Origin of the sequence: Lentzea fradiae, assembly GCF_900100955.1 — a bacterium.
Taxonomy (GTDB): Bacteria; Actinomycetota; Actinomycetes; order Mycobacteriales; family Pseudonocardiaceae; genus Lentzea; species Lentzea fradiae.
Genome location: NZ_FNCC01000008.1, coordinates 132,919 through 157,224 on the forward strand (window position 1 = coordinate 132,919; position 24,306 = coordinate 157,224).

At 70.6% G+C, this 24,306-nt stretch carries 23 protein-coding genes and 1 pseudogene; 14 read left to right on the forward strand and 10 right to left on the reverse strand.

Annotated elements, in window-relative coordinates:
• The first annotated feature begins 1 nt into the window (after position 1).
• Positions 2-1,156: a protein translocase subunit SecF gene (secF, locus tag BLT23_RS20140; protein ID WP_090051351.1), complete on the forward strand. Its 1,155-nt coding sequence runs from the start codon at positions 2-4 to the stop codon at positions 1,154-1,156.
• Positions 1,153-1,671 (forward strand): adenine phosphoribosyltransferase, encoded by a 519-nt coding sequence (locus BLT23_RS20145; RefSeq protein ID WP_176946834.1) that lies wholly within the window; start codon positions 1,153-1,155, stop codon positions 1,669-1,671. The genes secF and BLT23_RS20145 overlap by 4 nt, the downstream gene beginning before the upstream one ends.
• A 27-nt stretch (positions 1,672-1,698) precedes the next feature.
• On the opposite strand, the gene BLT23_RS20150 is transcribed toward BLT23_RS20145, so the two are convergent.
• Positions 1,699-1,971: a hypothetical protein gene (locus BLT23_RS20150; RefSeq protein WP_090051352.1), complete on the reverse strand. Its 273-nt coding sequence runs from the start codon at positions 1,969-1,971 to the stop codon at positions 1,699-1,701.
• 41 nt (positions 1,972-2,012) lie between these two features.
• Positions 2,013-2,288, reverse strand: coding sequence for a hypothetical protein (locus tag BLT23_RS20155; protein ID WP_090051353.1), 276 nt, complete (start codon positions 2,286-2,288; stop codon positions 2,013-2,015).
• Between the two features lie 174 nt (positions 2,289-2,462).
• Here BLT23_RS20155 and BLT23_RS20160 point away from each other — a divergent pair, with 174 nt between their 5' ends.
• The 4 genes from BLT23_RS20160 to BLT23_RS20175 all read left to right on the forward strand — a co-directional run bounded on the left by BLT23_RS20160 (position 2,463) and on the right by BLT23_RS20175 (position 7,154).
• Complete coding sequence (locus BLT23_RS20160) at positions 2,463-3,680, forward strand: HNH endonuclease signature motif containing protein (protein ID WP_090051354.1); 1,218 nt, start codon at positions 2,463-2,465, stop codon at positions 3,678-3,680.
• Between the two features lie 54 nt (positions 3,681-3,734).
• Positions 3,735-4,598, forward strand: a complete 864-nt coding sequence (locus BLT23_RS20165; protein ID WP_176946835.1) for a helix-turn-helix domain-containing protein — start codon at positions 3,735-3,737, stop codon at positions 4,596-4,598.
• Positions 4,561-4,746 carry a DUF397 domain-containing protein gene (locus BLT23_RS20170; protein ID WP_090051356.1) on the forward strand — a complete coding sequence of 62 codons (186 nt, stop codon included), beginning with the start codon at positions 4,561-4,563 and terminating at the stop codon, positions 4,744-4,746. Before BLT23_RS20165 ends, BLT23_RS20170 begins: the two co-directional genes overlap by 38 nt.
• A 122-nt stretch (positions 4,747-4,868) precedes the next feature.
• On the forward strand, positions 4,869-7,154 hold the full coding sequence (locus BLT23_RS20175) for a RelA/SpoT family protein (protein WP_425434399.1): 2,286 nt from the start codon (positions 4,869-4,871) through the stop codon (positions 7,152-7,154).
• Positions 7,155-7,172: 18 nt separating this feature from the next.
• Here BLT23_RS20175 and BLT23_RS20180 read toward each other — a convergent pair whose 3' ends face one another.
• Positions 7,173-10,397 carry a glycoside hydrolase family 3 C-terminal domain-containing protein gene (locus BLT23_RS20180; RefSeq protein WP_090051358.1) on the reverse strand — a complete coding sequence of 1,075 codons (3,225 nt, stop codon included), beginning with the start codon at positions 10,395-10,397 and terminating at the stop codon, positions 7,173-7,175.
• 155 nt (positions 10,398-10,552) lie between these two features.
• Between BLT23_RS20180 and BLT23_RS20185 the strand changes: the two genes are divergently transcribed.
• Positions 10,553-11,833, forward strand: coding sequence for an RICIN domain-containing protein (locus BLT23_RS20185; RefSeq protein WP_090051359.1), 1,281 nt, complete (start codon positions 10,553-10,555; stop codon positions 11,831-11,833).
• Between the two features lie 76 nt (positions 11,834-11,909).
• Here the strand turns inward: BLT23_RS20185 and BLT23_RS20190 are convergent, their stop codons facing one another.
• Positions 11,910-12,767: a peptidylprolyl isomerase gene (locus tag BLT23_RS20190; protein ID WP_090051360.1), complete on the reverse strand. Its 858-nt coding sequence runs from the start codon at positions 12,765-12,767 to the stop codon at positions 11,910-11,912.
• A 115-nt stretch (positions 12,768-12,882) separates the two neighbouring features.
• Between BLT23_RS20190 and BLT23_RS20195 the strand changes: the two genes are divergently transcribed.
• The 3 genes and pseudogenes from BLT23_RS20195 to BLT23_RS20205 all read left to right on the forward strand — a co-directional run bounded on the left by BLT23_RS20195 (position 12,883) and on the right by BLT23_RS20205 (position 15,597).
• On the forward strand, positions 12,883-13,596 hold the full coding sequence (locus BLT23_RS20195; RefSeq protein ID WP_090051630.1) for an MBL fold metallo-hydrolase: 714 nt from the start codon (positions 12,883-12,885) through the stop codon (positions 13,594-13,596).
• A gap of 5 nt (positions 13,597-13,601) precedes the next feature.
• Positions 13,602-14,852 (forward strand): annotated as a pseudogene (gene hisS / locus BLT23_RS20200) (histidine--tRNA ligase); the annotation flags it as partial.
• A gap of 82 nt (positions 14,853-14,934) precedes the next feature.
• Positions 14,935-15,597: a hypothetical protein gene (locus tag BLT23_RS20205; RefSeq protein WP_090051362.1), complete on the forward strand. Its 663-nt coding sequence runs from the start codon at positions 14,935-14,937 to the stop codon at positions 15,595-15,597.
• Positions 15,598-15,600: 3 nt separating this feature from the next.
• On the opposite strand, the gene BLT23_RS20210 is transcribed toward BLT23_RS20205, so the two are convergent.
• Positions 15,601-16,437: a spermidine synthase gene (locus BLT23_RS20210; protein ID WP_090051363.1), complete on the reverse strand. Its 837-nt coding sequence runs from the start codon at positions 16,435-16,437 to the stop codon at positions 15,601-15,603.
• Positions 16,438-16,485: 48 nt separating this feature from the next.
• Here BLT23_RS20210 and BLT23_RS20215 point away from each other — a divergent pair, with 48 nt between their 5' ends.
• On the forward strand, positions 16,486-16,839 hold the full coding sequence (locus tag BLT23_RS20215) for a DUF1304 domain-containing protein (protein ID WP_090051364.1): 354 nt from the start codon (positions 16,486-16,488) through the stop codon (positions 16,837-16,839).
• Here the strand turns inward: BLT23_RS20215 and BLT23_RS20220 are convergent.
• The 3 genes from BLT23_RS20220 to pnuC all read right to left on the reverse strand — a co-directional run bounded on the left by BLT23_RS20220 (position 16,760) and on the right by pnuC (position 19,753).
• Positions 16,760-18,061, reverse strand: a complete 1,302-nt coding sequence (locus BLT23_RS20220) for a YibE/F family protein (RefSeq protein WP_342713681.1) — start codon at positions 18,059-18,061, stop codon at positions 16,760-16,762. The two genes, BLT23_RS20215 and BLT23_RS20220, sit on opposite strands and share 80 nt — an antisense overlap.
• 61 nt (positions 18,062-18,122) lie before the next feature.
• Positions 18,123-19,184, reverse strand: coding sequence for an AAA family ATPase (locus tag BLT23_RS20225; RefSeq protein WP_090051366.1), 1,062 nt, complete (start codon positions 19,182-19,184; stop codon positions 18,123-18,125).
• Positions 19,181-19,753, reverse strand: a complete 573-nt coding sequence (gene pnuC, locus BLT23_RS20230; protein ID WP_245744059.1) for a nicotinamide riboside transporter PnuC — start codon at positions 19,751-19,753, stop codon at positions 19,181-19,183. The genes BLT23_RS20225 and pnuC overlap by 4 nt, the downstream gene beginning before the upstream one ends.
• A 45-nt stretch (positions 19,754-19,798) precedes the next feature.
• Here pnuC and BLT23_RS20235 point away from each other — a divergent pair, with 45 nt between their 5' ends.
• On the forward strand, positions 19,799-21,775 hold the full coding sequence (locus BLT23_RS20235; protein ID WP_090051631.1) for an intein-containing Rv2578c family radical SAM protein: 1,977 nt from the start codon (positions 19,799-19,801) through the stop codon (positions 21,773-21,775).
• A 51-nt stretch (positions 21,776-21,826) separates the two neighbouring features.
• Here the strand turns inward: BLT23_RS20235 and BLT23_RS20240 are convergent, their stop codons facing one another.
• Both BLT23_RS20240 and BLT23_RS20245 read right to left on the reverse strand, forming a co-directional pair.
• Positions 21,827-22,171 carry a nuclear transport factor 2 family protein gene (locus BLT23_RS20240; protein ID WP_245744060.1) on the reverse strand — a complete coding sequence of 115 codons (345 nt, stop codon included), beginning with the start codon at positions 22,169-22,171 and terminating at the stop codon, positions 21,827-21,829.
• 19 nt (positions 22,172-22,190) lie between these two features.
• Entirely contained in the window at positions 22,191-22,922 is a 732-nt protein-coding gene (locus BLT23_RS20245) for a putative protein N(5)-glutamine methyltransferase (RefSeq protein ID WP_090051369.1), read from the reverse strand.
• A 127-nt stretch (positions 22,923-23,049) separates the two neighbouring features.
• On the opposite strand from BLT23_RS20245, the gene BLT23_RS20250 reads away from it, so the two are divergent.
• Both BLT23_RS20250 and BLT23_RS20255 read left to right on the forward strand, forming a co-directional pair.
• A complete protein-coding gene (locus BLT23_RS20250; RefSeq protein ID WP_090051632.1) occupies positions 23,050-23,577 on the forward strand; it encodes a TetR/AcrR family transcriptional regulator in 528 nt (175 codons plus the stop codon).
• The gene (locus tag BLT23_RS20255) at positions 23,574-24,305 is read left to right on the forward strand and encodes a TIGR03084 family metal-binding protein (protein WP_090051370.1); all 732 of its coding nucleotides are present in this window, start codon (positions 23,574-23,576) and stop codon (positions 24,303-24,305) included. The genes BLT23_RS20250 and BLT23_RS20255 overlap by 4 nt, the downstream gene beginning before the upstream one ends.
• Position 24,306 lies beyond the last annotated feature (1 nt).

A 24,306-nucleotide genomic window follows, 5' to 3' on the forward strand; every position in this document is an offset into this window, starting at 1 on the left:
CATGAGCAGCGTGTTCTCGCGCCTCTACGTCGGCAACGGCGCTTTCGACATCGTCGGCAAGCGCATCCGCTGGTACATCGTCTCGGCGATCATCCTGCTCGTCTGCATCGGCTCGATGATCTTCCAGGGCTTCAACCTCGGCATCGACTTCAAGGGCGGCACCAAGATCGCCCTGCCGTCGGTGTCCGCCTCCGGCGAGGCCATCTCGGCGGCCGCCGTCGAGGACGTGTTCGCGAAGGCCGTCCCCGGCAAGCGGCCCACCTCGGTGCAGGCCGTCGGCACCGGCGACAGCGCGACCATCCAGCTCAAGTCGAGCACGCTGGAGCAGGCGGAGGTCACGGCGCTCAAGTCGGCCCTCGTGCAGGACCTGAACCCGCGCGGCGGTCAGGGGTCGGTCTCCGACAGCCTCGTCTCCGCGTCCTGGGGCGGTGAGATCAGTGGCAAGGCCCTGTGGGCCCTGTTCTGGTTCTTCGTCCTGGTGGCGGTCTTCCTGATCTTCTACTTCGAGTGGCAGATGGCCGTGGGCGCGCTCGTCGCCGTCTTCCACGACGTCATCATCACCGCCGGCGTGTACTCCATCGTCGGCTTCGAGGTGACGCCGGCGACGGTGATCGGTCTGCTCACGATCCTCGGCTTCTCGCTGTACGACACGGTCGTCGTGTTCGACAAGGTCAAGGAGAACACCATGGGCCTGCTGGGCCTGACCCGCCGCACCTACGCGGAGGCGTCGAACCTGGCCCTGAACCAGACCCTGATGCGCTCGATCAACACGTCGCTGATCGCGCTGCTGCCCGTGCTCGGCCTGCTGATCGTCGGCGTCGGCGTCCTGGGCGTCGGCACGCTGCAGGACCTGGCGCTCGTGCAGATGGTCGGCATGATCGTCGGTGCCCTCTCGTCGATCTTCATCGCCACCCCGGTGCTGGTCGACCTGAAGCTGCGCGACCCGAAGTACGTCGCCCAGGCCAAGCGCGTGGCCGCCCGCCGCGCCAAGGCCACGGGCCCGCAGGTGGCCGAGGGCGTCGAGTCGACCGACGACGAGGCCCTCACCGCGGACCTGCGCAAGGAGAAGGCCATGGCCGCCGCCGCGTCGGTGCCGCACCGCACCGCGAAGTCCGGTGACGCGCGCCGCCGTCCGACCGGGAAGCGCCACCGTTGAAACTGGATCGTGCACTGGGCCTGCTGCGTGAGGTCCCGGACTTCCCCCAGCCGGGGGTCGTCTTCCGGGACTTCACGCCGGTCCTCACCGACCCCGACGCCCTGCGCGCCGTGGTCGACGCGTTGCAGGACAAGATCGACGACAGCACCCAGGTGATCGCCGCCATCGAGTCGCGCGGCTTTCTCCTGGGTGCCGCCCTGGGCTACGGGTGGCGCTACGGCGTCGTGCCGCTGCGCAAACCGGGCAAGCTGCCGGTGGTGGCGGACTCGGTCTCCTACGCCCTGGAGTACGGCGAGGCGTCCCTGGAGCTGCCCTCCGGCGCCATCCAGCCCGGCCAGCGCGTCGTGGTCGTCGACGACGTGCTGGCGACCGGCGGCACCGCCGAGGCCGCGTGCACGCTCGTCGAACGCGCGGGCGGCATCGTGACCGGCGTGTCCGTGGTGCTGGAGATCGCCGCCCTGGGTGGCCGCTCCCGGCTCGCGGGCCACGAGGTCAACGCACTGCTGGCGGTCTGACCCCCGCGCAGCCGGTCCGCCGCCACGTCAGCTCACCATCGGCGGCGCGGTGAACCGGCTCGCGACGACCACGGTGACCGTCCACAGGAAGCCGAAGATCGGCAGGCCCAGCAGGACCAGGCGCCACGCCTTCACGCCGTCGAGCCGCATCAGCGCCAGCGCGGAGCCCAGCCACGGCACCACCCCGATCATCGCCGCGGGCAGGACGTGGCCGTCGGTGGCGAGGTTCAGCAGGACGAGCGCGGCGTACCAGACGCCGGTGAACGCCAGGCAGTGCCAGACCGGCCGGTGTGAGTGCATGACGCCACCTTCTCAGGTCACCGGCGCCCCATGATCGGCGGTCAGGTGCCCGGTGGGGGTGCCACGAAGGCGGCGCCGACGCTGACGAACACCAGCGTCACGAGTGAGGCGGGCGCCGTGACGACCGCGATCTCCCACAGCGCGGGTGCCTTCGCGCGCCGCAGCACCAGCCAGCTCAGCGTCGTCGCGACGACCCAGCCGACCGCGGAGCCGGCGATCGACCGCGGGTCGATGTAGTTCGGGTCGTCGAGGGCGAGGTACGCCATCGTGCCGAGCCACACGAACGTCATCGCGGTGCACCAGAGCAACGTCCTCACGGTTCGCGATTCTGTCAGTTGCACGCGTGTTCTCCTATTTACCGTATGCGCTCCGTGTGTTGCCGCGAGAGAGATGCGCACTAACGAACCATACGTGTTCCGGCAATCCCATTCACTCTAACGTGTGGCCTCTGACGTGCTGTTTCGTCGTGATCTTGCGGTAATGTCGAACGCGTGATCGAACAGAACTTCTCCCTTCTCGCCACCGGCGAACTGCTGAAAGCGGTCGTCGAAGACGTGGCGGAAATTCGCGTCCTGGAGAACGCGGTGATGCGGAAAATCGCGGATCTGGAGCGGCGTGGCGCCGCGCAGGAACTGGGCTACCGGACTGTGGCCCAGCTGCTGCGCCACGCCGTCCGGTGGGACCTGAAGACGGCGCGGCAGTGGGTCGCGCGGGCCGAGGTGCTGGCCCGCGAGGTCACGCCGTCCGGCGCGGTGCTGGAGCCGGAGCTCCCGGCCACGGCCGCCGCGGCGGCCGAGGGCGCGCTGTCGGGTGAGCACGTCTCGGCGGTCGCCGAGGTGATGAAGGAGCTGCCGCCCGAGGCCGAGCAGCCCGTCGTCGAGTTCGCGCGGGAGCACGAGCCGAGCGCGGTCCGCTCGTTCGGCAAGGAGCTGGCGTACCGCCTGTACCAGCGCGACCCGGAGCCGGGCGAGGCCGGGCAGCCGGAGCCGGGCAACCGCCTGCGCCTGGCGTGGAAGGGCGACCAGCTGGAGCTGTGGGCCAGGCTCGACCGGGCGACCGGCGCCAAGCTGGAGGCGCTGATCGACCCGCTGGCCAAACCCCGCCCGGCCACCCCGGAGGAGGGTCCCGACCCGCGCACGCGGGCCGAGCGGGAGGGCGACGCCTTCGCCGACCTCGTCGACCTGGTCCTGCGCAGCGACCAGCTGCCCGAGCACGGCGGCGAGCCGGTCACCCTCACCCTGACCATGCCCTACCGCGACCTGGCCGAGCAGACCGGCTTCGCGAGGCTCGACAACCGCGAGCGCGTCCCCGCCACCCTCGTGCGCCGCCTCGCCTGCAACGCGGGCGTCATCCCGGTGGTGCTCGGCGGCCGGTCCGAGTCGATGGACATCGGCCGCAAGACCCGCACGTTCCCCGCCGCCATCCGCCGCCTGCTGGTCGCCCGCGACCAGGGCTGCAGCTTCCCCGGCTGCGACCGGCCGCCGAAGCACTGCGACGCCCACCACGTCCGGTTCTGGTCGCAGGGCGGCGAGACGTCGGTGCACAACGCCGCCCTGCTCTGCCGCCACCACCACACCCTGGTGCACCGCAGCGAATGGGAGGTGAAGCTCCGCAATGGCACCCCGACGTTCATCCCGCCGTCCTGGCTGGACCCCACCCGCACTCCGCGCACCAACACCACGCACCACGCCACCCGCACCGCCGCCTGAGTTCACCCCGTCGAGCTGGTTCGTGGAGGAGGGCCAATGCCTACCGTCGGACGAATGACTGCGATCACCTCCACCGCCTACAGCCGCGACCTGGGCGACGAGCTGCGCCGCCTCCGCGAGAAGCACACGACGCTGACCGGCGCCGCCTTCGCGGAACAGCTCGGCTGGGACCCGAGCAAGGTGTCCAACATCGAGAAGGGCAAGGCGCGCGCGAGCGAGATCGACCTGGTCCAGTACTTCATGATGTGCGGCCGCGACACTGTGGCGTTCGAGACGTTCCGCGCCCGCTACCGCCACGCGTTCGACAGCTGCGTCGCCCTCGTCCCGGAGAACCTGCGCACCCTCGCGATGGCGGAGGCGCAGGCCGAGCGCATCACCTGCTACGACGTGTTGTCGGTGCCGGGCCTCATCCAGACACCGCAGTACGCGCGCACCCTGCTGTCGAGTGGTCGCGGCACCCCGGAGCAGGTCGAGCGGGGGTTCAAGTCGCGCATGGAGCGGCAGGCGGTTCTGAGGCGACCGTTCAGGCCGCACTGCCTCTTCTACGTGCACGAGCTGGCGTTGCAGCTGCGGGTGGGGGACGAGCGGGTCATGGAGGAGCAGTACCTGCGCATGATGTTCCGCACGCACACCCTTCGGATCGTGCCGTTGTCGGCGGGCCCCGCTCCGATCAGGATGTCGGCGCGAATGCTCTTCAGCTTCGAGAAGCTCGTGCCGGTGGCGTACAGCGAAACAGACATTGCGAATGTTTTCTCACACGACGGTGCGGCTATCGCGGAATGCCGGGAGTCGTTCAAGTGGCTCGATGAGCTTGCCTTGGATGAGGGACAATCGCGGAGCTTGCTGACGAGCTACATCAGCGGACTCCGGAGGGAAGCAGATGAGCCACGGGCGGAGTTGGCGCAAGAGTTCCCATAGCGGTCCCGAGCACGACAGCGCGTGCGTGGAGGTGTCGCTCGCCGCAGCTGCTCCTGCCGCACTCGTGCGTGACTCGAAGGCGGTGCGGGGTGACGTTCTGACGTTCTCGGCTCGTGCCTGGCGGGCGTTCGTGGCGAGCGTCGCCTGATCGGCTCAGCGTAAGTTCGCGCGGCGTTCACCGTGTGAGCTGTGCCGCTCAGCGCGCTATCACAAGTTACGGCTGCGCAAACGCGTTATCCTCGGTACTCGCGAGACCCGAGGAGCGTGGGGTTGAGTCAAAACACCGAACCCGCTGCGACGGTTGTTCAACCGTCGGCTACCCGGCGTGTGCGCGCCCGCCTCGCGCGGCGTATCACCGCCCAACGTGCGGCCCCGGTGAAGCAGGTCCTCGAACCTCTCGCCGCCGTGCACCGTGACCTCCATCCCAAGGCCGATCTGGCGCTTCTGCAGCACGCTTACGACGTCGCCGAGGAGAAGCACCGCCCGCAGCGCCGCAAGTCCGGCGACCCGTACATCACCCACCCGCTCGCCGTGGCGACGATCCTCGCCGAGCTGGGCATGGACACCACGACGCTGGTGGCGGCGCTGCTGCACGACACCGTCGAAGACACCGACTACTCGCTGAACCAGCTCAAGGAGGACTTCGGCGAGGAGGTCGCCCGGCTGGTCGACGGCGTGACGAAGCTCGACAAGGTGAAACTGGGGGCTGCCGCCGAGGCCGAGACCATCCGCAAGATGGTGATCGCGATGGCGAAGGACCCGCGGGTCCTCGTCATCAAGCTGGCCGACCGGCTGCACAACATGCGCACCATGCGGTTCCTGCCGCCCGAGAAGCAGGCCCGCAAGGCCCGCGAGACGCTGGAGGTGCTGGCACCGCTGGCGCACCGGCTCGGCATGGCGACCGTCAAGTGGGAGCTGGAGGACCTCGCGTTCGCGATCCTGCAGCCGAAGAAGTACGACGAGATCGTGCGGCTGGTCGCCAAGCGCGCGCCGAGTCGCGACACGTACCTGCGCACCGTCGTGCAGGAGCTGGGCAACCAGCTGGAGGGTGCGCGGATCGTCGCGAAGGTCGAGGGGCGGCCGAAGCACTACTACTCGATCAACCAGAAGATGATCGTCCGCGGCCGGGACTTCGACGACATCCACGACCTGGTGGGTGTGCGGATCCTGGTCGACGAGGTGCGCGACTGCTACGCCGCGATGGGTGTCGTGCACGCCGCGTGGCAGCCCATGCCCGGGCGGTTCAAGGACTACATCGCGCAGCCGCGGTTCGGCGTGTACCAGTCGCTGCACACGACCGTCATCGGTCCCGACGGCAAGCCTCTCGAAGTGCAGATCCGCACGCACGAGATGCACCAGCGGGCCGAGTACGGCATCGCCGCGCACTGGCGCTACAAGGAGACCAAGGGCACGCACAACGGCAAGTCCGTCGAGATCGACGAGATGGCGTGGATGCGCCAGCTTCTCGACTGGCAGCGGGAAGCCGCGGACCCCGGTGAGTTCCTGGAGGGCCTGCGCTGGGACCTCGCCGCGCGCGAGATCTTCGTGTTCACGCCCAAGGGGGACGTCGAGACGCTGCCGACCGGGTCCACGCCCGTCGACTTCGCCTACGCCGTGCACACCGAGGTGGGGCACCGCTGCATCGGCGCCCGCGTGAACGGCCGGCTGGTCGCGCTCGAACGCAAGCTCGAGAACGGCGAGGTCGTCGAGATCTTCACCTCCAAGGCGGAGGGTGCGGGCCCGTCCCGCGACTGGCTGAGCTTCGTCGCGTCCCCGCGGGCCAAGGCGAAGATCAAGCAGTGGTTCGCCAAGGAGCGCAAGGAAGAGGCGATCGAGCAGGGCAAGGACGCGATCACCAAGGAGGTCCGTCGCGTCGGGCTGCCCATCCAGCGCCTGGTCAGCGTCGACTCGATGCAGGCGCTGGCGAAGGAGCTGCACTACCCGGACATGAGCGCGCTGTACGCGGCGGTCGGCGAGGGGCACACCTCCGCCCGGCACGTCGTGCAGCGGCTCGTCGCGCAGCTCGGCGGGGTCGACCACGCCGAGGAGGAGCTGGCCGACCGCGCCACCCCGTCCACGGTCACCCGGCGCCGCCCCACCGGCGACGCGGGCGTGATCGTCAAGGACGCGGGCGACGTGTGGGTCAAGCTCGCCCGCTGCTGCACGCCGGTCCCCGGTGACGACATCCTCGGCTTCGTGACGCGCGGTGGCGGCGTGTCGGTGCACCGCACCGACTGCACGAACGCGGACGAGCTGCTGAAGTCGCCGGAACGGCTCCTCGACGTCGAGTGGGCGCCGTCGGCGTCCAGCGTCTTCCTGGTCGCGATCCAGGTCGAGGCGCTCGACCGGCACCGCCTCCTCTCGGACGTCACGAAGGTGCTGGCCGACGAGCGCGTGAACATCCTGTCGGCGTCGGTGACGACGTCGCGGGACCGCGTCGCCGTCAGCCGGTTCTCGTTCGAGATGGGCGACCCGAAGCACCTGGGGCACGTGCTCAAGGCCGTGCGGAGCGTGGAGGGCGTCTACGACGTCTACCGCGTGACGTCGGCGTCGTAGACGCCACTGCTGTAGCGGCTAGCGGCGCGGAACCTGCCAGTTCTGCGCCGCGGTGCCGTTGCACCACCAGATCTGCAAGCGGGTGAAGTTGTCCGTCCACCCGTTGCGCACGTCCAGGCACTGCCCGGACTTGACGTTCCGCAGCGAGCTGCCCTGCACGCGCCACTGCTGCGCGGGCGTGCCGTTGCAGTCCCACAGCTGCAGCGGGGTGCCGGGGTCGGTCCAGCCGTTCGTCACGTCCAGGCAGCGCCCGAGTGCCCGCACCGAGCCGTCCGCGTCGAGCTTCCAGTCCTGCGCGCCGGTGCCGTTGCAGTCGTAGAGCCAGACCGCCGTACCCGCCCACGTGCGCCCGCCGTCGATGTCGACGCACCGGTTCGCGATGCCCTGCAACCGGTCAGCGGGCCGGGGCAGCACCCACGCCTGGGCCGTGCTGCCGTCGCAGGGGGCGAGGAACAGCTGCGTTCCCGCCGTCAGGCACCGGCCGCCCGCCACCAGCGCGCCGTTGGACTCGTGGGTCCAGCGCTGACCGGCGCACTCGGCGAGCACGGCCCGGTCGCCTTGGAGGGCGAGGCACTTGCCGAGGGCGCGGAGGGTGCCGTCCGGGGCCGCCGTCCAGCGCTGCGCCCCGGTGTTGTTGCAGCTCCAGACCCCGACGGGGGTGCCGGTGGCGGAGTTGGCACTGGCCACGTCCACGCAGGGGCCGTAGAGGTTGGTCAGCTGGCCGGTGGCGCCGTTCGGGATGCGGACGGCCTGCTGCGTGACGGTGCCGCTCAGCCGCAGGTCCCGCGAGGACGCCCCGACCGAGACCGTGAAGCCGCCGGCGGGCACCCGGAACGTCCGCTCCGCGGTGTCCCAGAGCGCGAACGCCCGCTGGTCGAGCGTCATCGTCACGCGGGTCGAGGCGCCGGGGTCGAGCACGACCTTCGCGAAGTCGCGCAGCTGCCGCGGCGGCTCACCCGCCGCGCCGGGATAGCCGAGGTACAGCTGCGGCACGGCCGACCCGCGCCGGGAGCCGGTGTTGCGGACCGTGAACGACGCCGTCACCGCGTCGGCGGACCGGGTGAGGCTCAGGCCGCTGTAGGCGAACGTCGTGTAGCCGAGGCCGTGGCCGAACGGGAACATCGGCGCCACGCCCGTCGCGTCGTACCAGCGGTACCCGACGCGCAGCCCTTCCGTGTAGGTGACGTTGCCGCCCACGCCGGGGTACTGCTCCGGTGACTGGATCGGGTTCGACCCGAGGTCGACCGGGAACGTCACCGGCAGCCGCCCGGACGGTTCGTCGAGGCCCCACAGGACGTCCACCAGGGAGTTGCCGTTCTGCTCGCCGGGGTACCAGGCTTCCAGCAGCGTCGAGACCGAGCCGAGCCACGGCATCGTCACCGGTCCGCCGGTCTCCAGCACCACGACGGTGCGCGGGTTCGCCGCCGCGACGGCCCGCACGAGCTCGTTCTGGTTGCCGGGCAGGTCGATGTCGGTGCGGTCGGCGCCCTCGGTCGTGCGGTCGCCGACGACGACCACGGCGACCTGCGCCGCCTTGGCGGCCTCCACCGCCGCCTGGATCTCCGGGTCGGCCCCGCCGGGCGCGAACCAGTCGAGGGAGAGGTTCGCGAAGCCCTCCGCCTCGCTGTAGTCGACGACGACCTGGTGCGGCACCCCGCCCTCCAGCGGCACGGACGCCCAGCGCGTCTGGGTGGCGTGGTCGCCCCAGTTGTCGATGACGTGCCGGCCGTCGATGTACAGGCTGCTGCCGTCGTCGCTGGTCAGCGCGAAGTCGTAGGTGCCGGTGACCGGGGCGGTGAGGGTGCCGACCCAGCGGGCCGACCAGTTGTCGGAGTTCACGCCCGGCGCGGGGGACCCGGTCAGCCAGTTGAAGTCGATCACGCTGTCCGTCCTGGACACCGCCGGAGCGCCCTGGAGGCCGCGGTTGTTGTAGAAGTCCGCGCGCAGGCCGGTGAGCACCCCGGCGGGCACCGTGAACGGCTCGCGGCGCGCGCCCACGTGGTAGGTCAGGCCGGTGCCGAGGCGGGCGCGCAGGGCGTCCACGGGCTTCACGGTGTGCTCCGGGTACGGCGTCACGCGGGAGCTGCCGTCGCCACCGGTGTGCGCCACGTCCGCGTAGATGCCGGACAGCGCGACCGTCGTGGTGCTGTTCGCCAGCGGCAGCAGGCCCGTGTCGTTCTTCAGCAGCACGGTGCCCGCGGAGGCTTGCCTCCTGGCGAACGCGGCGTGCGCGGCGGGGTCGAACTGCGGCGCGGGCCGCTCGTCCAGCGCTCCGACGCGCAGCAACATCCGCAGCACGCGGCGCGTCCGTTCGTCGAGGACGGACCTGACCAGCTCGCCCGACCCCACCGCGCCGGGCAGGCCCGCGTAGAACGTGGAACCGCCGAACTCCTGGTCCAGCCCGGCGAGCGCCGACTTCACGCCCGAATGGGTGGCCGGGTAGTCGGAGCCGACCGTGCCGCTGAAACCCCACCGGTCGTTGAGGACGTCGTTGAGCAAGGGGAAGTGTTCGCACGCGAACGACCCGCCCACCTTGTTGTAGGCGCACATCGCCGACCAGGCGCCGCCCTCGTGCACGGCCATCTCGAACGCGGGCAGGTAGATCTCGCGCAGCGTCCGGTCGTCCACATTGGAGCTGGCCCAGGTGCGGTCGTTCTCCTGGTTGTTGACGGCGTAGTGCTTCACCTGCGCCGCCACGCCCTGCTCCTGCACGCCCTGCACGAAGCTGGCGCCGAGCTTGCCCGCGAGGTACGGGTCCTCGCCGTAGGTCTCGAAGTTCCGGCCTGCCTGCGGCACCCGGACGATGTTGACCATCGGCGCGTACAGCACGTGGTAGCCGCGCGCCCTGGTCTCCTTGCCCATCAGCACACCCGCCTGCCGGGCGAGGTCGCGGTCGAAGCTCGCGGCCACCGAGACGGGGGCGGGGAAGGCCGTCGCGGGCTGCTCGTCGCGCACCCCCGCGGGACCGTCGGTGAGGCGCAGGGCGGGGATGCCCAGCCGGGGGACACCGGCGACGTACCCCACCTCGTGGTGACCGAGCGGAGCGGAGATCCCGCGCAGAAGGGTGACCTGCTCGTCGACGGTCATCTGTTGCAGCAGACCGTTCACGCGCTGTTCGGGTGAGACCGGCGGCTGGGCGGACGCCGTCGTGTGCACCGTGGCGGTGGACACCGCGCTGGACAGGAGGATGGCGACGGCCGCGACCCTGAACGAGGACGCGCGTCGGCCACTGTGGACGGTCATTGTCCCTGCTCCCCTCGTGACGGGGGGAGAGCTGCGCGCGCGACTCGCCGTAGTTGATCTCGATTGAATGTAAATGGGCCGAACGCGTAATACCAGCACCCGTACGACTGACTCTCACAGACAAGGAGTGCCAACCGAGACAGGAGATACCCGCAATGACGCGAGTGCTGAACGTCGTCGCCCACCACGACGACGACCTCCTCTTCCTCAGTCCCACCCTCATGAAGGACCTGCGCGACGGCAACACCGTGCGCACGATCTTCCTGGTCGCGTCCGACTACCACACCTTCCCGACCTACATGCAGGCCAGGGAGCTGGGAGTGCGCGAGGCGTACGCGGCCGCGGCCGGGCTGACAGCCTTGCAGTGGAAACCGCACGCCTACGGGGCCGGCAACCTGCCGGCGACCCTGTGGACACTCGGCAACCGGGTCTCGATCGTGGAGAACCGGTTGCCCGACACGTCCACCGCACCGGAGAACCGGCTGTGGTTGCTGTACTCGCGCAACCAGTCGCTCACCGGCAGGCCGCTGGACTTCGCCTCCGCCGCGCAGGGTGCCGACCGCGCCACCGTCGTCGCGTTCCTGCGCGCGGCGATCGCGGACTTCCAGCCGGACGTCATCAGGACCACCGACCCGTCGGCCGACCTGCAACGGCAGCAGACTCCCTCGCTCAGCACCGAGAACTTCTACTTCCACCGCGACCACGTCGCCGCGGCACGGCTGGTGCAGACCGCGGTGCTGGACGTGTCACCGGTACCGCAGGTCGTCTACTACCGCGACTACACGATCAGGGACGAGCCGGGGAACCAGTCCGGTGCCGACACCACGTTCAAACGAAACACCTTTCGCACCTACGCGGCGCACGACGTCGACATCTGCCCCAACGGCGGCGTGAACTGCCCGCCCTCCGGCGGCTTCTACGACGACCTGATGAACAAGCAGTACGTGGCGGACGCGACGTGGTTCTCCGACCACGCCATCCCGCTCACCGCGGACGACCCCGGCAAGCCGTGGCCCGTGATCGGCCAGCACTTCAACGTCCGCAACCGGGGCACGAACCTGGAGCTGGCCGTGAACAACGCGTCGACGGCCGACCTGGAGCCGATCATCGGCTGGCCGCAGAGCGGCTCCGCGAACCAGCGGTGGCGCTTCGAGGCCAACCCGCAGGGCTGGGAGCTCGTCGCGAGCCACTCCGGCAAGGCGTTCGACGTGCCGGAGTCGAGCCAGAGCGGCGGCGTCCAGCTCATCCAGTTCGCCCGCACGGGTGGCGTCAACCAGACGGTGCGGCTGCGCGGCAACCCCACGGCCGGGTGGCGGCTGCTGCTCGCCCACTCCGGGCTCGCGGTGAGCGTGCAGGGCGGCGGCAACGGGGCGCCGATCGTGCAGCAGGCGTTCACCGGCGCGGCGAACCAGCTCTGGGACCTCGTCCCCGCCTGACCCCGTGACGCGCAACGGCCCCCGGAGGTGCTCCGGGGGCCGTTGCGCACAGCTGGTTCTCGCCGAGGACCGCGGTTCAGGCCGCGACGAGCGCCGACTTGATGTCGACCGGCGTCTTGGGCTTGCCGTCGCCCTGGCCGGGCGCCTGCGAGATCGTGCCGGTCTTCGCGACCTCGTCGATCTTCTTCAGCGACTCCTCGTCGACCGTGCCGAAGACCGAGTAGTTCGGCTGCAGGTTCGAGCCGTCGCCGTAGACGATGAAGAACTGCGAGCCGTTGGTGTCCGGGCCCGCGTTCGCCATGGCGAGCACGCCGCGGCCGTAGGTGATCTCCGGGTAGGTCTCGTCCTTGAACGTGTAGCCGGGGCCGCCCGTGCCGTTGCCACTGGGGTCGCCGCACTGCAGGACCTGGATGCCGGTCACCACGAGGCGGTGGCAGGTCGTGTTGTCGAAGTACTTCTGGTTCGCCAGGCTCACGAAGTTGTTCACCGTGCACGGCGCGAGCGCGCGGTCGAGGGTGAACTTCAGGTCGCCGATCGAGGTGCCCAGCGTCACGCCGACGGTGCCCGTGGCGGGCTGCTCGCCGTTCGCGGGCGGCGTGTTCTCCTTGGCCGCCGGCTCCTGGCCCTTGGTGTACTCGCAGTTCACCTTCTCGCCCAGCGGCTGCGGGCGCGCGGGGATCTGGTGCAGGGCGGTGGGGATGTTCTCCGCCTTGTCCACCGACTCCTCCTGCGAGGGGGTCTCCGAGGCGGCGGCGTCACCGTTGCCGAAGTCGTTGGTCGCGAGGAACCACACGCCGCCTCCGACGAGCGCGACCACGACGACCGTCGACACGACGGCGATGATGCGACGCTTCTTGGCCCGCTGCTGGCGGTACGCCATCTGACGCTCAAGCTTGCGCTTGGCGGCCGCGCGTCGCTGCTCGTTGGTGGGCACGTGCTCCCTCCCCAGGGACTCATGCGAAATAGGGCGGTCGGCTCGGCAGTCTAGGGCCTGGGCATATGAGCTTTGTGTGGTGGTTAGGCTGTCTGTGAACAGGGAGGTCATTTTCGTGCTCGTGATCGGGTTCCCCACCGGTGCGCTCCAGGCGAACTGCTTCGTCCTGGCCTCGGGCGAGGGCGAGCCCTGCGTGATCGTCGACCCTGGTCAGGACGCGGTCGAGCCGATCGGGCAGGCCCTGCGCAAGCACCGCCTGGCGCCGGTCGCCGTCCTGCTCACGCACGGGCACTTCGACCACACCTTCTCCGTGACGCCCGTGTGTGACGGCAACGACGTCCCCGCCTACATCCACCCGGACGACGTGGAGATGCTCTCCGACCCGCTGAAGGGCATCAGCCGGGAGTCCGCCGCGTTCTTCGGGGGCGACCTGGAGATGCGCGAGCCGTCCGAGGTGCGGTCGCTGACCGACGGCCTCGAGCTGGACCTCGCGGGGCTGCGCATCACCGTCGACCACACGCCCGGCCATACCGGCGGGTCGGTGATGTTCCGCTCCGGCGCGCAGGAAGGCGGTCGCCTGGTGATCTCGGGTGACACGCTCTTCGCCGGTTCCATCGGACGCACCGACCTGCCGGGCGGTGACCACACGAGCATGCTGTCGTCCCTGCGGACCAAGGTCATGCCCTTGCCCGACGACACCGTGGTGCTGCCCGGCCACGGCCCGACGACGACAATCGGCCGCGAGCGTGCGACGAACCCGTACCTGCTCCAGTTGCAGGACGCCGTTCGGACGGACGACGCACCGGCCGCCCCGCACCGAGGACTCTGAGAGACGTGTTTTCCGCACCCAAAGGCGTTCCCGACTACATCCCGCCGACGTCCGCCGCGTTCACGCACGTGCGGTCGACGCTGTCCCGCGCCGCCGAGCTGGCGGGCTACGGCTACGTCGAGCTGCCGGTCTTCGAGGACACGGCGCTGTTCGCGCGCGGTGTCGGCGAGTCGACCGACGTCGTCACCAAGGAGATGTACACCTTCCTCGACCGCGGTGAGCGGTCGATCACGCTGCGCCCCGAGGGCACCGCGGGCGTGATGCGGGCGGTGATCGAGCACAGCCTCGACCGCGGCCAGCTGCCGGTGAAGCTCTACTACGCGGGCCAGTTCTTCCGCGCCGAGGCGCCGCAGGCTGGCCGGTACCGCCAGTTCCACCAGGTCGGCATCGAGGCGATCGGCGTCGACGACCCGGCGCTCGACGCCGAGGTGATCGCCGTCGGCGACGCGGGGTTCCGCGCGCTGGGGCTCACCGGGTACCGGCTGGAGCTGACGTCGCTCGGTGACGCCGCCTGCCGCCCTGCCTACCGGGAGAAGCTCCAGGCTTTCCTCGCGAAGCTGCCGCTCGACGAGCCGACCCGTCAGCGCGCCGAGCTGAACCCGCTGCGGGTGCTCGACGACAAGCGGCCGGAGGTGCGCGAGCTGGTCGCCGAGGCGCCGCTGATGGTCGACCACCTGTGCGACGCGTGCCGCGAGCACTACGAGCGGGTCAAGGGCTACCTGACCGAGCTGGGCGTGAAGTTCGTCGAGAACCCGCGCATGGTCCGCGGCCTCGACTACTACACGAAGACGACGTTCGAGTTCGTCCACGACGGGCTGGGCGCGCAGTCGGGCATCGGCGGCGGCGGCCGCTACGACGGCCTGATGGAGCAGCTGGGCGGCCAGTCGCTGTCCGGCGTCGGCTACGGGCTCGGCGTGGACCGCGCGCTGCTCGCGGCCCAGGCCGAGGGCGTGCTGCCGGAGTTCTCGCGGGTCGACGTGATCGGCGTGCCGCTGGGTGAGGCGGCGCGGGCGCGGCTCGTGGCGATCGCCGGTGAGCTGCGCGCGGCGGGCATCCGCACGGACCTCGTCTACGGCGGCCGGTCGATGAAGGCGGGCTTCAAGGCCGCCGACAAGTCCGGTGCGCGGCTCGCGCTGGTGCTCGGCGAGCGCGACCTGGAGGCCGGGGTGCTGGGGGTCAAGACCCTCGCGACCGGCGAGCAGGTCTCCGTGCCGCTGGCGGACGTCGTCCAGGCGGTGCGGGACGGGCTGAAGCCGGTCGACCTCGCCGTGCCGGGCGGCACCGAGGGGCTGGCGTCGGACGCGGGAGCCGAGGCGGCGAGCCGTGACCTCTGACGACATGCCGGCGGGCGGCGAGCTGCCGGCGGCCGGCAAGGCCAAGGGCGAGAAGCTCGGGCTGGACCTGCTCGACCGGGTGACGGTCCGCAAGCGGGCGCGCATGGTGGCGATCGGCGGCATCATGGTCGCCCTCGCCTTCGGCGCGATCGTCGGCCTGATCGGCGGGCGCTGGCCCGGTGTCATCGCGGGCGCGATCGTGGCGGTGCCCGTGGTGCTGCTGGCGCTGTCCGAGGCCCGCCGCACGGTCTGGCTGGAGGGCACGACCGTGCACGTCCGCGCGTTCGGCACCCGCAGGGTCGACCTGGCGGCGGCCGACGGCCTCGACCTGCTGGTCACCGACCTGCGCGGGGCGCGGACCGTCGGGTTGTTCGTGCGCGGTGGCAAGAAGGCGATCAACGTCGCCCTGTCGATGTACGCCGGCACGGGCGGCCGTGAGCTGGGGATCTACCAGCTGCGGCGGCTGGCCGACGCGCTGGCCGCCCGCGGCGACACGCCCGGCCTGGTGTTCTCGGAGCTGCTCGTGGCCCAGCTGCGGGCGGAGGCGCGCGGTCTCGCGGCGGCGGAACGGCCGCTGTACCGGCTGGGGTCGCTGGCCCCGGCCGGGCGGATGGCGCAGAAGCTCCACCCCGAGGCCGTGTCGAAGTTCGTGACGTCCCTGGACTGAGCCTCAGGTCCCCCAGAGGCCGGACGGCGGGGCGGGGGAGAGCTTCGCCGTCGCGTCCGTCGTCACCGGGGCGCCGCCGATGAACTTCGTGAGACCCGTGCCGTGCTCGACGCGTCCCGGGAACGGGTCGCCGGCCGTGGCGCGGGTCAGCTGCTGCAGCGGCAGGCCGTGGTGCGCGGCCATGATCACGAAGTTGCCGAAGCGGCGGCCGCGGAACACGCCCGGCTCGGCGAGCACGCAGACGTGCTCGAACACCGAGCGCACCGTCGCGCACTGGGAGCGGGCGAACTGCAGGCCGTTGCCGTCGCCGATGTTCACCGCGTAGACGCCGTCCTCGGCCAGCGCCGCGGACACCTGGTGCACGTACTCCACCGACGTCAGGTGCGCGGGTGTGCGGGCGCCCGCGAAGCAGTCCGACACGATCAGGTCGAACGAGCCGGGGCGCGCGCGGGCGAGCACCTCGCGGGCGTCCCCGGTGGTGATCCGCACCCTCGGCGGGGGCGGCAGCTCGCGCCGGACGAACGCGATCAGGCCCGCGTCGATCTCGGCCACCTGTTGAGACGCACGAGGCAGGAGGTTCGCCACGTAGCGGGCTAGCGTGAGCGCGCCACCACCCAGGTGGAGAACGCGGGAGGGCGCGGTGAGGTCGACGAGGTGACCCAGCCTCCGGACGTACTCGAACTCGAGGTAGGACGGGTCGTCCAGGTCCACATGCGACTGCGGGGTTCCGTTGACCCGCAACGTCCACGAGTTCCGCCCGCCCAGGTCGGGGACGAGCTCCGCGATTCCCGAGTCGATCGACTCGGTGACCGCCTCGGTGTCGGGCCGCTGTCTTCCCACTGCTCTATTGTCCCACCGCGTGTGTCAGTTCTGAGAGAGGAACCCCCTGTGCAGGTAGTCGCCAACGTCATGCTCGCCCTCGTGGCGTTGATCCACGTCTACATCCTGGTGCTGGAGATGTTCCTCTGGACGACTCCGCGCGGGCAGAAGGCGTTCGGCCTCACGCCCGAGTTCGCGAAGGAGTCGGCGCCGCTCGCGGCGAACCAGGGCCTCTACAACGGCTTCCTGGCCGCGGGTCTGGTCTACGCGCTCGTCCGCCAGGACTTCGGCGCGTCCGTGCTCTTCAGCGTGTTCGTGATCGTCGCGGGCATCTACGGCACGTTCACGGCGAGCCGGAAGATCTTCTTCGTGCAGGTGGTGCCGGGCGTCCTGACGCTGCTCTTCGTGCTGCTGGCCGGCTAGGGCGTTCCCACGGCCCCTTGTCGGGGTCGTAGCCGGTGTAGAGGTCGCCTTCGAAGCGCGTGGGCCGCGGCCTGGCGGGTCTCACCGCGCGCTTCACGGTCTTCGCCGCGGGCTCGGGTTCCGGCTCGGGCTCGGGGGTCTCGGCGGGGGTGGCCTCCTGGCGGACGGCGACGAGGGCGGCCAGCGCCGTCGTCACCGGCACCGCGGCCACCAGGCCGATGCTGCCGACCAGGGTTCGCACGATCTCCGACGCGATCTGCTGGGACGTCAGGATCTCGCCCATCGACCGCCCGGCGAGCGAGATCGCGAGCAGCAGCGGCAGCGCCGCGCCCGCGTAGGCCATGACGAGGGTGTTCACGACGGACGACATGTGGTCGCGGCCGATGCGCGACCCGGCGGCGAACAGTTCGCGCCACGTCAGCTTCTCGTTGGCCCGCCGCAGCTCCCACACGGCGCTGGTCTGCGTCACCGTCACGTCGTCGAGCACGCCCAGCGCGCCGATCAGCGTGCCCGCGAGCAGCAGCCCGCGGGTGTCGATGTCGGTGCCGAGCACGGTGACGAGGTTGGTGGTGTCCTCGTCGAGGCCGGTGAGCTTCGCGAACGCCGAGAACATCGCGCCCAGCACGCCGATCAGCGCGAGGCTGACGAGCGTGCCCAGCACGGCGGTCGACGTGCGCGCGGTGACCCCGTGGGTCAGGTAGAGCGCCACGAACATGATCAGTCCGGCGCCGACCACCGCGACCATCAGCGGGTCCTTGCCCGCGAGGATCGACGGCATGATGAACAGCACCAGCACCAGGAAGCTCAGCAGCAGCGCGCCGAGCGCCGCGAGGCCCTGCCAGCGGCCGAGCAGCAGCACGGCGCCCGCGAACAGCAGCGCCAGCACGACGAGCGACCAGCCGCGCTGGAAGTCCACGATCTGGTACGACTCGGCCGCCTGCGGCTGGCTGCCCGCGTAGGACAGCACGACCTCGTCGCCGACCTGGAACTTCGGCGCGCCGGGGCCGTCGATGTTCGGGATCGTGACGCTCTGCCCGCTTGCCTCGCCGTCGGTCATCCGCACGGTGACGGCGACGCACTTCTCGCCGCAGTTCGCCTGCACGCCGGTCACGACGGCCTCGACGGGCGTCTGGTGCAGCCCGACCTCGGCGCCGGTCTTCTGCTCGTGCCCGAACGGGTAGAGCAGCGCCGCGCCGACGAGCGTGGCCAGCGCCAATGGCACCAGCAGCCACATCAGCAACGTGCGAACGCGCTGAGACGCCGGTTCGTCGTTCAGTGCGTGGCTATGCCCGTGACCGTGACCCACGCGCGACATCCTGCCGCATGAGGTGTTCGACGGCCGTCACGGCCGTGGCCAACCTGTCGTGCGTGAGCTTGAGCCACGGCACGCCGCGCCGTTCCAGCTCGCGTTCGAACAGGCCGGTCATCCACTCCCGCAGGTGCTCGCCGTCGCGCCAGCCGTCCTGTTCGAACGGAACGCCCGCGTGGTCGGTCAGCAGGTAGAGGTCCGGTTCGGTGCCCTGGAAGACCTCCGGGCGGAACCCGAGGTAGCGCTCGCCCCACACCGTCGCGGCGAACGCGTCGTTGTCCGCGACGGTCAGTGGCGCCGTCGAGGCCCGGATGCGGCGTTCCTGCTCGTGCGCAACGTCTTCGAAGTCGCCGAGCGTCCACACCAGACCGTCCACGGTGGCGTCCGGGTCGAACGCGCGTTCGGCGGTGAGCTTGTGCTCGGTGTGCTCACGGCCGTACTCGGCGATCCAGGGCGCGCCGAAGTGGTCGGCGAGCTGCTTCGACAGCGTCGTGGTGCCGGTGCTCTCGGCGCCGACGACCACGACCTTCCAGCCGAGCCCGCGTTGCGTGGCGGGGGCGAGGTGGTGCCAGTTCGCGACCGGGTCGGTGCGCACCGCCGTGCCGGAGACCGGGTGGGTGAGGCGGTCGAGGTCGACGAGCACGTGCTGCGCGCCGAGCCGCCGGGCGAGCTCCTCGCCGTACTTCTCGCTGGAGAACACGGCGTCGACCGGGGTCCGGGCCGGGTCGCCGTCGGCGATGGCGCGGCGGGCGAGGACCGCGCGCGTCAGCCGGACGTGCTTGTCCCAGATCTCGTCGGAGTCGAAGTCCATCGGGATGTCGTCGAGGTCGCCGATGATCCGCACGCCGGGGGTGTGGGCGTGCGTCTCGGTCATCCAGCGCACGCGGTGTTCGAGCGGGAGGGTCTCGTGGGACGCCGCGAGCACGGTGACGGTCGTGCGTTCGCTGCGCGAGGCCGCGGTCTCGATGAGGTGGTGGTGCCCGTTGTGCGGTGGGTAGAACTTGCCGAGCACGAGCGCGTGTTCGAATTCCTTCACGCCGGCACCTCGTCGCTCTTCAGGTCCTTGAGCCAGTTCCGCAACCCCAGCACGCACAACATCATGAACCCCACGTACAACACAGCCGTCAGGTACAACTCCTTGTAGGCGTAGAGCGGTACGTAGATGACGTCGGCCGCGATCCACAGCCACCAGCACTCCACCTTCTTGCGCGCCTGACCCCAGGTGGCGAGCAGCGACAGGACCGTGGTGACGGCGTCCCAGAAGGGCACTGTGGACTCGGTGAACGTGATGAGGACCCAGTGCAGCAACGCGGTGCCGAGCACGCCGGCGACCGCGAGCCAGACCCACTGCGGGGTCGTCGTGCGGCTGACGTGCAGCGTGCTGTGGCTTTCGCCGCCCCGCACCCACGCCCACCAGCCGTAGACCGCGAGCACCATGTAGACGACCTGGAGGCCGGAGTCCGCGTACAGGCCGCTGGTCCAGAACAGCACCAGGAACGCGATGTTGTTCGCGATGCCGATGGGCCAGTTCCAGGGGTTCTGCCTGGCGACCAGCCACACGCACAGTGCTCCGGTGACGAAGCCTGCTACCTCAACGGGTGACACGGGCACTCCTTGACCGCTGTTCGAACATGTGTTCGAATCGATGTCGTGCGATGGGACGGGCAAAAACTCGAGGCAGAGCCGCAACAGGCACTACCGGGGCTACCGGGACTGGTGCGCAGCGTACGAACACCGGAGTTCGCGGACGTGGTGTTCCACGAGGTCCGCGCCAAGTCCGTGCTGAACGGGGTGCCGGGGTCGTCGCTGCCCTTCTCGTGGACGGTGAACCCGTACCGCGGCTGTTCGCACGCCTGCACCTACTGTCTGGCCGGCGACACGCCGATCCTCCTGGCCAACGGTCGCACGAAACCGTTGGCGGAGCTGCGGGAGGGCGATGAGATCTACGGCACCGAGCTCACCGGCAACTACCGGCGGTACAAGCTCACCACGGTTCTCGCGCACTGGGAGACGCGCAAGGAGGCGTACCGGCTGACGCTGGAGGACGGCACGACCGTCGTCGCGTCCGGGGACCACCGGTTCCTGACCGACCGCGGCTGGAAGCACGTGACGGGCGAGACGTCCGGCACCGGCAGGCGTCCGCACCTGACGACCGGCAACAAGCTGATGGGCACGGGGGCTTTCGTCGAGCAGCCCACCGTGACCGACGACTACCGCCGCGGCTACCTGCGCGGCGTGGTCGAGGACGAGAACGAGTTCCGCATCCCCCTGGCCGACATCGAGGCCATGGACCGCACGCAGGAGTACCTCGACTACTTCGGCGTGCGAGAAGGGAGTGGATTTCTGCACCAGGTGCGCGCGCTCGCGTCCTGGCAGATAGCCCCGAACCCGGACTGGCTCAAGGGGTTCCTCGCCGGCGCGTTCGACTACCTCGGCACCTGCTCGCGCAGCATCCTGCGGATGTCGTCGCGCAGCGCCACCGTCGTCGAGGCGATCTGCCTGGCGCTCAAGCACTTCCACTTCGACTTCGCGGTCGAGGAGCTGCGCCGCCGCCGCGGCGTGCGGGTCGTGCGGCTGCGCGGCGGGCTGCGGGAGAACCTGCGCTTCTTCCACACCGTCGACCCGGCCATCACCCGCAAGCGCGACATCGACGGCGTGGCGATCAAGTCGCAGCAGCCGCTGGGCGTCGTCTCCGTCGAGCCGCTGGGGGAGAGGACGCTCTACGACATCACGACCGGCACGGGTGACTTCATCGCGAACGGGGTGGTGTCGCACAACTGCTTCGCCCGCAAGACGCACACCTACCTCGACCTCGACTCCGGCCGCGACTTCGACACCCAGGTGGTCGTGAAGGTCAACGCGGGGGAGGTGCTGTCGCGCCAGCTGCGGTCGTCGAAGTGGAAGCAGGAGCACGTCGCGCTGGGCACCAACACCGACCCGTACCAGCGGGCGGAGGGGCGGTACGCCTTGATGCCAGGGATCATCGAGGCGCTCACCGCCTCCCGCACGCCCTTCTCGATCCTCACGAAGGGCACGCTGCTGGCGCGCGACCTGCCGCTGCTGTCGGCGGCGGCCGAGGTGGTGCCGGTCGGGATCGCCGTGTCGCTCGCGTTGCTGGACCGCGACCTGCACCGGTCGCTGGAGCCCGGCACGCCGACGCCCGCCGCGCGGCTGGAGCTGGTGCGCAAGGTGCGCGAGGCCGGTCTGCCGTGCGGGGTGTTCGTGGCGCCGGTGCTCCCCGAGCTGACGGATTCGGTGGAGCAGCTGGACTTCCTGCTCGAACAGATCGCCGCCGCGGGCGCGACCGGGGTGACGGTGCTGCCGCTGCACCTGCGGCCGGGCGCCAAGGAGTGGTTCGCCGCGTGGTTGCGGCGCGAGCACCCGGACCTGGTGGAGACGTACCGGTACCTGTACGGCAACCGGTCCTATGTGGACAAGCGGTACCGGGTCCGGCTGGCGTCGCGGGTCGCCCCGCTGGTCGAGAAGCACGGTCTCGCGCCGAGCGGGCGTTCCGCCGACGCCGTCACCGGTGTGCCCGGCGACGACGACGGCGTGTGGCCCGACGGCAGCCTGCCGGTGGGTGTGCCGGCGCCGCGCGTGGACCAGGAACAACTGACCCTGCTGTGATTTCCCGCGAAGTGGAGCGCCCTCTTCCCCGGGGTGCCCTTCGCGCTCTTCCTACGCCCAGCCGCCCTGGGCCATCGTCTGGAACTTCCACTCGCCGCCGACCTTCGTGAGCAGGTCGCCGTAGCGCACCGTGATCCCGTTGATCGTGCCGTCCGTGATCACGAAGACCAGGTTCTCGTTGATGAAGTGCGGCGTCCGCTTGGACTCCATCCGCACGTCACCGCCCAGCTGGGCCCCCATCTCCTTCAGGAACGTCTCGCGGTCCCACGACGTCGCGGACCCGTCCGTGACCGTGTTGACCGGGAACAGGGCCATGTCGGCCATCGCCTCGACGTCCCCCGCCACCGCGAGCGCGTCCCACTTCTCGAACCACTGCATGACCTCGTCGTACGACATACCGTACATTGTACGGACTTCATCGCGATCCGACCACCGCGTTGACGTCTTCGCAGGTCACGAGCTTGGCGTTGAGTCCTGCGGCGGCGAACGCGGCGAGCGCGGCCGGTGCCTGGCGCTCGCTCGTCTCGCTCAGCAGGTGACCGCCGGGCCGTAGCCAGGACACCGCCTGGGCCGCCACGCGCCGCAGCACGTCCAGGCCGTCCGCGCCGCCGTCGAGGGCGATGCGGGCCTCGTGGTCGCGTGCCTCGACGGGCATGAACCGGATGTCGTCGGTCGGCACGTACGGCACGTTGGCGACCACGACGTCGATGGTGCCCTTGAGGTGGGACGGCAGCGCGTCGAACAGGTCGCCCTCGAACACGTTGGTGAGGTTCTGACGCGCGCACGCCACGGCCACGGGGTCGATGTCGGCGGCGTAGACCGTCGCGTCCGGCAGCCGGTGCCGCAGGACCGCGCCGACCGCGCCCGACCCGCAGCACAGGTCGACGGCGACGGCGGGCTTGAGGTCGGTGGCCAGGTCGACCAGCAGTTCGGTGCGGTGGCGGGGCACGAACACGCCCTTCGTGACCACGACCCGCTGCCCGCAGAACATCGCCCAGCCGACGACGTGTTCGAGCGGCAGGCCGCCGACCCGCTGCCGCACGAGCTCTTCCAGGTGCTCCGGGCCGGTGGCGGCCTCTTCCAGGAGCGCGGCCTCGTCCTCGGCGAACACGCAGCCGGCGGCCCTCAGTCTGTTCACGGTGTTCATCGCGGAGGGACGCTACTCGGCACATTTACAAGCAGGCTTGACTGTTTGTTTGTTGCGGGGAACACTCGGCGGCGTGGAGACGAGGCAGCGCCAGGCCGACCGCACGCGGGAGACCAAGCGGAAGCTCATGGAGGCGACCGTCGAGTGCCTGGTGGAACGCGGCTGGTCGGGCACCACGACGACCGAGGTGGCCGAGCGGGCCGGGGTGTCGCGGGGTGCGCAGCTGCACCACTTCCGCACGCGCGGGGAGCTGGTCGCGGCGGCGGTCGAGCACGTCGGCGCGGAGAGCGTCGAGGTGCTCAAGCGGCGCGCGGAGGTCGTCGAGAAGAGCACGCGTGCCGTGGTGGAGCTGATCGCGGACTTCCACGCGAGCGACCTGTTCACCGCGGCGCTGGAGCTGTGGGTGGCCGCGCGAACCGATCCCGAGCTGCGCGAGCAGGTGCTCGAGCTGCAGGCGCGGCTGGGGCGGGAGACGTACCGGGTCGCGTTGGAGCTGCTCGGCGCCGACGACACCAAGCCCGGTGTGAAGGAAGCGGTGCAGGCGACCCTCGACCTCGTGCGCGGGCTGGCGCTCGCCAACCAGCTCGGCGATGACACCAAGCGCCGGGCGCACGTCGTGCGCTACTGGGCGCGGATGCTGGAGGAGCAGCTGTGATCACGGAACTGCTGGCCGACCTCGACGCGGAGTCGCGCGAGCTGGACGCGCTGGTGGACGGGGCGGACTGGACGCTGCCGACACCCGCGCGGGGCTGGACGATCGGGCACCAGATCGGCCATCTCATGTGGACGGACAAGGCGGCGGTCCTCGCGATCACCGACCCCGAGGCGTTCCAGGCCCAGCCGCTCACCGCCGACATCGTCGACCGGACGGCGGAGGAGGCCGCGGCGCTGCCGGACCTGCTGGAGCAGTGGCGGGCGAGCCGCGCCGAGCTGCGGGAGCACCTCGCCGCGGCGTCCGGGAAGATCCTGTGGTTCGGGCCGCCGATGAGCCCGGCGTCGATGGCGACCGCGCGGCTCATGGAGACCTGGGCGCACGGGCAGGACGTCGCCGACGCGCTCGGCGTGGTGCGCGAGCCCACCCCGCGCATCAGGCACGTGTGCCACATCGGCGTGCGGACGATCGGGTTCGCCTTCCTGCTCAACGGTCTCGCGGTGCCGGAGGTGCCGGTGCGCGTCGAGCTGACCGGGCCCGGCGGCGAGCTGTGGACGTGGGGGCCGGAGGACGCGGAGAACCGCGTCACGGGACCGGCGCTGGACTTCGCGTGGCTGGTGACGCAGCGGCGCAACCGCAAGGAGCTCGCGGTCGAGGCCGTCGGTGACGTGGCGCAGGAGTGGCTGCCGATCGCGCAGGCGTTCGCGGGCCCTCCCGGAGGTGGCCGGTGAC